Origin of the sequence: Micromonospora sp. ATA51, assembly GCF_016802855.1 — a bacterium.
Lineage (GTDB): Bacteria > Actinomycetota > Actinomycetes > Mycobacteriales > Micromonosporaceae > Micromonospora > Micromonospora sicca.
In genome coordinates this window covers 48,825-55,877 of the sequence record NZ_JAEVHJ010000012.1, presented here as the reverse complement: position 1 = coordinate 55,877, position 7,053 = coordinate 48,825, and the positions used below count along the sequence as shown (strand labels likewise).

Annotated in this window: 9 protein-coding genes; 3 read left to right on the top strand and 6 right to left on the bottom strand. The window is 68.1% G+C overall.

Annotated elements, in window-relative coordinates:
- Nucleotides 1–541 precede the first annotated feature (541 nt).
- Together JNW87_RS04385 and JNW87_RS04380 are read left to right on the top strand one after the other, a co-directional pair.
- Complete coding sequence (locus JNW87_RS04385; protein WP_238453123.1) at nt 542–739, top strand: transposase; 198 nt, start codon at nt 542–544, stop codon at nt 737–739.
- Nucleotides 740–942: 203 nt separating this feature from the next.
- Nucleotides 943–1,170 carry a hypothetical protein gene (locus JNW87_RS04380; RefSeq protein ID WP_238453122.1) on the top strand — a complete coding sequence of 76 codons (228 nt, stop codon included), beginning with the start codon at nt 943–945 and terminating at the stop codon, nt 1,168–1,170.
- 176 nt (nt 1,171–1,346) lie between these two features.
- Here JNW87_RS04380 and JNW87_RS04375 read toward each other — a convergent pair whose 3' ends face one another.
- The 5 genes from JNW87_RS04375 to JNW87_RS04355 form a co-directional block, all read right to left on the bottom strand.
- Complete coding sequence (locus JNW87_RS04375) at nt 1,347–1,751, bottom strand: hypothetical protein (protein ID WP_238453121.1); 405 nt, start codon at nt 1,749–1,751, stop codon at nt 1,347–1,349.
- Nucleotides 1,752–2,221: 470 nt separating this feature from the next.
- Nucleotides 2,222–3,211 (bottom strand): tyrosine-type recombinase/integrase, encoded by a 990-nt coding sequence (locus JNW87_RS04370; protein WP_238453120.1) that lies wholly within the window; start codon nt 3,209–3,211, stop codon nt 2,222–2,224.
- A complete protein-coding gene (locus JNW87_RS04365) occupies nt 3,208–3,795 on the bottom strand; it encodes a tyrosine-type recombinase/integrase (RefSeq protein WP_238453119.1) in 588 nt (195 codons plus the stop codon). Before JNW87_RS04365 ends, JNW87_RS04370 begins: the two co-directional genes overlap by 4 nt.
- A 336-nt stretch (nt 3,796–4,131) precedes the next feature.
- Nucleotides 4,132–5,367: a tyrosine-type recombinase/integrase gene (locus JNW87_RS04360; protein WP_238453118.1), complete on the bottom strand. Its 1,236-nt coding sequence runs from the start codon at nt 5,365–5,367 to the stop codon at nt 4,132–4,134.
- Nucleotides 5,368–5,443: 76 nt separating this feature from the next.
- Nucleotides 5,444–5,698: a hypothetical protein gene (locus JNW87_RS04355; RefSeq protein WP_238453126.1), complete on the bottom strand. Its 255-nt coding sequence runs from the start codon at nt 5,696–5,698 to the stop codon at nt 5,444–5,446.
- An 83-nt stretch (nt 5,699–5,781) separates the two neighbouring features.
- Between JNW87_RS04355 and JNW87_RS04350 the strand changes: the two genes are divergently transcribed.
- Nucleotides 5,782–5,934, top strand: a complete 153-nt coding sequence (locus tag JNW87_RS04350; protein ID WP_238453117.1) for a hypothetical protein — start codon at nt 5,782–5,784, stop codon at nt 5,932–5,934.
- Nucleotides 5,935–5,966: 32 nt separating this feature from the next.
- On the opposite strand, the gene JNW87_RS04345 is transcribed toward JNW87_RS04350, so the two are convergent.
- Nucleotides 5,967–6,977, bottom strand: coding sequence for a TRM11 family methyltransferase (locus tag JNW87_RS04345; protein ID WP_238453125.1), 1,011 nt, complete (start codon nt 6,975–6,977; stop codon nt 5,967–5,969).
- Nucleotides 6,978–7,053 lie beyond the last annotated feature (76 nt).

Genomic DNA, 7,053 nt, shown 5'->3' with positions numbered 1-7,053 from the left:
GGCGTATCAAGGCGGCATGCTCCTCGCTCAGGTCGCCCGGGACATCGGCCCCCTGCAGGACGCGCTCTCTGCGGCGGTTGACCATCTGCGGACGTTCGTAACGTCTGACGACCAGCACATGGGCTGACGCGGCGCATCCGAGCCTCGGGTGTCGGAGCGCGGAAGGAGGTCTGGCGAGCTGGTAAGACGACCACGTCGGGCGACGCGAAAGGGCGTCCGCTCTGTTAGCAGAATCGGACGGCTCGCCGACATCCAGCCTCACGAATTCATGGGCTCGATGGCGTGATGGCTGATTGCCGGCCCTGACGTAAAGGAGGTGCCGTCCTACCTGGAATGATCTGGATTGCCTAGATCGAGAATCTTCCAGAAGGGCGGCACCTGCCAGGTGAAGCGTACGACATCGACCAGGTTGCGTATGAAGGCTGCGTGTGCCAAACGATTGCGGCGTAAGCGACGCATCGAACAACGCGCCAACGCCTAGGCCCGCGGACTGACGCTGACCACCGGGGCGTCCGGGCTGATCGGTGCGGTCGGCGCCCCGTTGCTACGGCTGCTGGCCGAACAGTCCGGGCTGCGCCAAGCCAGCCCGGCCACCCTGCGCCGAGTGCTACTCAACGCGCCAGCCCGGCTCGTGCGCCCCGCCCGTAAACGGCTGACCCGCCTCGACGACACCCACCCGCACCAGACCGACCTCATCCTCGCCTGGAACAAGATCCACGCCATGGTCACCCCGCCGTAACGGCAATCCCACCCGCCCCGACCAGACGAGGGGCCCCGCCCACCCGGCCCGCGAAGGGGATACCAGGGCCGAACCCGGCCACCAGCCGGGCTGTCACCACGCCCGAACACCGAAACCACCACGAACCAAGCGGCAACCATCGATATCTCACCGGCACTCCAAGATCGTGAAAGATCTGGGCCGTCGAGGACCTGTGGTCAACGATGAAGTCCAGCCCGGGCAACATCGCCGTCGACAGCGTGGACCATCTCGCCGCGATCATCCGCAACCGACTCAAGCGTATCCAGTACCGACCCGACCTGATCCCCGGCTTCCTCGCCCAGACCGGACTCAGCCTGGAACCGGAACCACCGTCACCGAAACAGACCCCAGACTTTCAACCGCTGCACCAGGGCACCGGCCCAACCACCCGGCACAAGAAACCAGTCTGATCGCGCCTACATGGGCGGGTGGAGGTGCGGGCGGCGGTAGGCGGCGTCGGGATCGCGAAGGGTTCGACGGCATCGGGGGCTCCCAGGAGCGTTGGGTGACGTGGCCAGGGCCGACGCGGGCTCTTCGCGGGCAGCCGCATGGGGCCGCCCGCGAAGAGTTCCGCGTGGTGGGGCTGTCAGCGGTGGCGGCAGAGAAGGAGACGGAGGGCGGTCGCGGCTTGGGCTGGGACGACGCCGTTGCCGAGGACGCGCAACGCGCTGGTGCGTGGGCGATTGAGCGTGCGGTCGGTGACCCAGTGGGCGGGTAGGCCCATGAGCCATTCCACGAACGGTGGTGCGAGCACGGGCTTGCCGTGCTGGCCGGGTTGGGTGGGCGCGGGAACGGGCCGGCCGATCAGAAGCTCCCAGCGTGCGATCGCCGGTGCGTAGATCCCCCAGGTCGCCTCATCGGGTGTTCCCAGGCCGCCGGTGGTGAGCTGGGCGACGGTGGTGCGTACGTCGGGGCCGCCGTCGCCGTGGTGGCCGGGGTCTCGCGCGTCGGAGGCCCGGGGCGTCGGTAGGGCAGGCGCTGCACATCGCACGGCTGCGGACGGCAGGGTGAGGTCGCCGTGGGAGCCCCGTTGTCCCGGGCAGCCTTTCTGCCCGTCCGTCGCCCGAGGAGTGGGCAGGAGTACCTGTGACAGCGGCGGCCGGAAGCCGGCACCTGCGCGGCGGCCCGGGGTGCCGGTGTCGCTGGCGCGTGGGGTCGGCAACAGGTCGTGGCGGCTGCCGTGGGGTTCGACGACGTCGGGCAGCCCGTTCTGGTGTCCGGGTCCCTTGCCGTCACGGGCGCAGGGCGTCGGCAGTGTCCGCACCTTCTTCCCCGCCTTCGATGGTGGCGAGCAAAAACAGCCGGTCGCGTCGGTGGGGTGCGCCGATGTCGGATGCGCGTTTATGCCGACTTCGGCATAAACGCGCTTATGCCGAATGGCCGGTTATGCCGCGCTCTCGGGTTGGCCCGCTGGTGAGCCGGTCGGCTTGTGACGAGGGCGCGGCATAACGGGTCGATCAGCTACAAGCCGTTGAGGAACGCGAGCAGGGTGTCTGGTGCGCGGTAGCGTCCGGGGCTGGTGCCGGTGGGCGCGGTGCGGGCGAGGGCTTGTTCCTTGAGCTTCATGTCTGCGTGCAGGTATGCCTGTGTGGCCTGGGTGGACTCGTGACCGAGCCAGAGCGCGATGACGGTGATGTCCACGCCGGCGTGGAGCAGCGCCATGGCGGCGCTGTGGCGCAGGGTGTGCGGGGTGACGTTCTTGGCGGCCAGCGACGGGGTGCTGATCGCGGCTGTGGCGGCGTGTTTGGCGACGAGATGTTGGACTGCGTCGTGGCCCAGTGCGCCGCCGCGATGGGACGGGAAGAGGGCGTCAGTGTCGCCTCCGTCTCGTTCGGCGAGCCAGACTCGTTGGACTTTCACGGTTTTGGTGGTCAGCGGGGTGCAGCGTTCCTTGCGGCCCTTGCCGTGGCATCGGACGTGCGGCCCGGCGTTGAGGTGCAGGTCTTGCAGTTGCAGGGCGGTCAGTTCAGTCAGGCGTAGCCCGGTCTGGGCGGTAAGTTGCAGCAGGGCGTGATCACGTCTTCCGATCCACGTTGACCTGTTGGGTGCCTTCAGTAGGGCGTCGATCTCGTCGCTGGTCAGGAAGTTGACGATCCTGCGGTCGCCGCGTTTGGTGGGGATGGCCAGCACCCGTTGGATGAGCGCGGCGTGTTCGGGGGTGCGCAGCGCGGCGTAGCGGAACAAGGAGTGGATCGCGGCCAGGCGCGCGTTACGGGTGCGTACGGAATTGCCGCGGTCGTGTTCCAGGTGCTGGAGGAACGCGCCGATCAGGGGTGCGTCGAGGTCGGCGGTGTCCAGTTGGGCGGGTTGTTTTCCGGTGCGCTGTTCGGTGAAGGTGAGCAGGAGTTTGAACGAGTCGCGGTAGGCCGCCACGGTGTGGCCACTGGCGTGGCGTTGGTTGATCAACCTGTCGGTGAAGAATGCTTCGAGGAGCGGGGCGAAGGAGGTCATGTCGACTCCTGAGGGTGTTCGAGCCGGGCGGCGGCCAGGGCGAGGAGTTCGGGCGCCGCTTGCAGGTACCAATAGGTCGACTCGGGGGCGACGTGACCGAGGTAGGCCGACAGCGACGGGAGCAGAGCCTGAACGACCGCGCCGGTGCGATACCAGTGCAGGAGGGTCGCCACGGCGAAGCTGTGGCGAAGGTCGTGAACGCGGGGTGCTCGCCGACCGGGGGACGGTCGGATGCCGGAGTGGTAGAGCAATCGGGTGAACACGATGTCGACTTTTGCCACCGCCAGGCGGGTGCCGGTGGTGGAGACGAAGAAACTATTGGCCGCGACTGCTGTTCCCAGCAGGTGATCGCGGCGGCGCGTGTATTCGCTGAGCGCTGTCACCGCTGAAGGGTGCAGCGGTAGTAGGCGTGACTGGCCGTGCTTGGACTTGATGATCGTCAACGTCGCCGTGTCGAGGTCGACGTCGTCACGGTCAAGGCGGACGGCTTCGCCCACTCTGATGCCGGTCACCGCGAGCAATCCGATCAATGCGCGAAACGTCGCGGCCTGCAATGGTGCGGACAGGAGCCCAGTCGCGTGCACGATGTCGGTGATCTCGGCGGTGGAATACAGGCGTGGGGCGGTGCGGTGGTAGTGGCCGGGCAGCAGGTCGGCTGGTGGGACCTCGGTCGCTGGGTCGAGAGCGTGCAGATGCCGGGCGAAACATCGGATGACCGACAACCGGGAGGCCCACCAGGCCGCCGTCGCACCGACCGGTTGACCTTGCCCAGGTCACCGCGACGTCGACGGTGATCGTCGACACTCCTGCGTGCTCCAGGTAGTCGATGAACTGCAACAGCAGCCGGCCGTGCCGGTCCAGTTGGTAGCCCAGCGCGCGGCGCATCGCCAGGTACTCCTCGGCCCTTCGGCGCAGCGGGTTCATGACACGCCTGGCCAGGGCTGTGCCAATGCGACCAGCGCTGCCTGGTCGACTTTCGCGTAGGTCGCCGTGATTCGGAGGTTCCGGTGTCGCAACAGTTGCGCGACCTCGGTCAGAGCCGCGCCGCGGCGCAGCAGGTCACAGGCCACTGCGTGACGCAGGCGGTGCGTCCCGACCCGGTCGTCGAGTCCTGCCCGCTTCCCTGCGGTGGACACCACTTCGCGCACCCCCATCGGAGTCAGACCGTTCCACGGTGCTCGAGTGATGAGGAACAGCGCCCGGCTCGGGCCGCGCGGCCGGCCATGCCGCACGTAGTCCGCCAGAGCGTCTCCGACGTCTGTGGGCAGCGGCATCGGTTCAACTTGATTGCCCTTGCCGCAGATGATCAGCTCTCCGCCACGCCAGTCGATATCGTCGAGCCGCAGGTTGGCGACCTCGATCGAACGCAGCCCCAACCGGGCAAGCAGCACGAGAATCGCGTAGTCACGGCGGCCCTTGGCGGTGCCCCGGTCGCAGCTGTCCGACAGCGCAGTCGCCTTCATCGTGTCCAGGCCGCGCGGCAACGCCGACTGCGGCCAGCCCGGCACGGATGGCACCGCCGCGACTAGCGACGTCGATAAGCGGCCTGACACATGCAGGAAGCCCAGCAGTGACCGCAGCGCCACCACCATGCCCTTCGCCGACCACGGGTTCAACCCGGCGCAGTAACGCACCATGAAGCCCGTGACCTGCCCGGACGTCAACTCCTGCACCACGATGCCGTCAGGGCCCGCCACGTCCGCCATGAACAGCCGAGCAAGCCGCGCGTACTTGTCAACCGTTCCCGGTGCCAAGCCCCGCTCACCTTCCAGAAAGGCGCGGTACGACTCCAGCACCTCGTCCATGGGCGTGACGGCATACCGCAGGGACGGGTCAGGGGCAACCCGCAAGCCATGCAGATAGCTCAGCAACGGCGCCAGCGCCCGAAGCGAGATCATCTTGCGGAGCCCCCGACCTCGCCTCCCGTCGAGAAACTCCACCACGACCGGTGTAGTCAACCCCGCAGCTGCCAGGTCCCGGTCATGCATCCAACCGCTGAGATCCGCCATCAGCGACATTTGCTGCGCAATCGCGTGCAGGACATAACCCTGACAACCGAGCTCTGCCCGCCACCCATTCGCATAGGGCGCCAGTGGCCCGCGCACCTCGATGCGAGACCAACGACCAAACTCTCGCTGAACCACATCCACTTCCATGATTGCCTCCAGAGTGGGCTCTACTACCCATGCTGGATCTCGCTGCGGCATCGCGGCAGCCGTCGATGTCCGAAAACTATGCCGAGCAACCGCTCCGACAAACACCTATCAGCCCGCCATCCGAACGAGAGCACGGCATAACCGGCCATTCGGCATAAGCGCGTAGGCATAGCCAGCTCGTGTCGTACCCGAGCGTGGCCAGGTCGGTGTGGACGACGTCGAGTCCGCGCCTGCGGAGGGCGGCGACGTTTTCCACGAACACGAGCGGTGGTCGAAGAAGGCGAAGGGCTGTGGTGATGTGGTGCCAGAGGCTGGAGTGGGGTCCGGTGATGCCGGCTCGTTTGCCGGCGTTGGAGATGTCCTGGCAGGGGAAGCCTGCGGGGCTACGGCGGCCTCGACCTGGCCGTCGAGCTGGTGCTCGGCGGCCACCTCACCTGGTACGCCGAAACCGACCGGCACGCCCGCACCGTCTGCGCCCACCACTGGCCGCACGTGCCCAAACTCGGCGACATCCGCACCATCGACTGGACCCGCGTCCCGCCCGTCGACCTCCTCACCGGTGCATAGTGACCCGATGCTGGGCCGAGGTCGTGGGTCAATCACGCCCCCTCCCCCGTCGGTGCCGTCATCTCGCCGCCTGCTGTCTTTTGCGTGTGGTGGCCGGTACGGGCTTGCTCGTCTCTGGCGTGGCCGTGTGCCTTGGTGAACACGAGGACGTCTTCGTGTGCGATGAGGTGCATCGGGGTGCCTGCGGTGCGGGCCCGGCGGACCTGCTGGAGCTGGAAGAAGCTGGGCCGGGCGACGAGGTGCCCGTCGCGGACGGCCGCCAGGAGTGCGACGCACCGGTCGACCGGGGCCAGGCCGGCGCGGATGCCCGCGCCGATGACCGCGGACGGCAGGTCGACCAGCTGGCCGTGTTTGCGCCACGGCCGTGCGGTGACCACGACGACGCCGCCGGGGCGCAGCAGTGTGTGGCAGCCGGCCAGGATCTGCGCGAACCCGTCGGAGAGTCCGGTGAGGTCGCGGTAGGCGAGGTTGCCTCGGTCGGTGCCGTCGTTGTAGGCGTTGTCGAACTTTGCCACCCCGTCGGATCCGGGTCGGACGAGGCCGTGGACGGTCGGCTCGTACGGCGGCGATGTCACCACCAGGGCGACCTGGCCGGCAAGGGCGGCGGGAACGAGGGACAGGATGCGGGTTGCGTCGCCGCGTATCACCGCTGCCCTGCCGGTCGCCCCTTTGCCTTGGGCGTGGGTGATGTTGGCGTCGGCGATGTCGGACCAGCGGGACTCGTATTCGACGCCGATGGCGTCGCGGCCGGCGTGGATGGCCTCGACGAGGGTGGTGCCGATGCCGCACATCGGGTCGAGGACCAGGTCACCCGGGTTGGTGTAGGCGTTGACGGCGTGTGCGGCGATCGCGGGGAGCATCCGGGCGGGGTGCTTGACCGATTCGGGCACGTACCGGCCGCGGCGCTGCACCGGCCCGGTTTGCTGCGCGGTCGTCCACACCGACAGGTCCTGCGGCCCGTTCGGGGCGCGGTGGCGCCCGCTGGTGTCGCGGTGGCGGCCAGCGTGGTCGCGGTGCTGGCCTCGGTAGGTGTCCTCCGCCAGGTTGGCGGGCTGTGTCGGATTGGCGGGGAAGGGAAGGTGCTCAGCCACGACGGTCACCGCCTTGCTGACGACTCTG

Bases quoted from the DNA above. Each gene is read 5' to 3' on its own strand.
- JNW87_RS04380 (WP_238453122.1), top strand. From the start codon at position 943: ATGAAGTCCAGCCCGGGCAACATCGCCGTCGACAGCGTGGACCATCTC.
- JNW87_RS04360 (WP_238453118.1), bottom strand. From the start codon at position 5,367: ATGGAAGTGGATGTGGTTCAGCGAGAGTTTGGTCGTTGGTCTCGCATC.
- JNW87_RS04370 (WP_238453120.1), bottom strand. From the start codon at position 3,211: ATGACCTCCTTCGCCCCGCTCCTCGAAGCATTCTTCACCGACAGGTTG.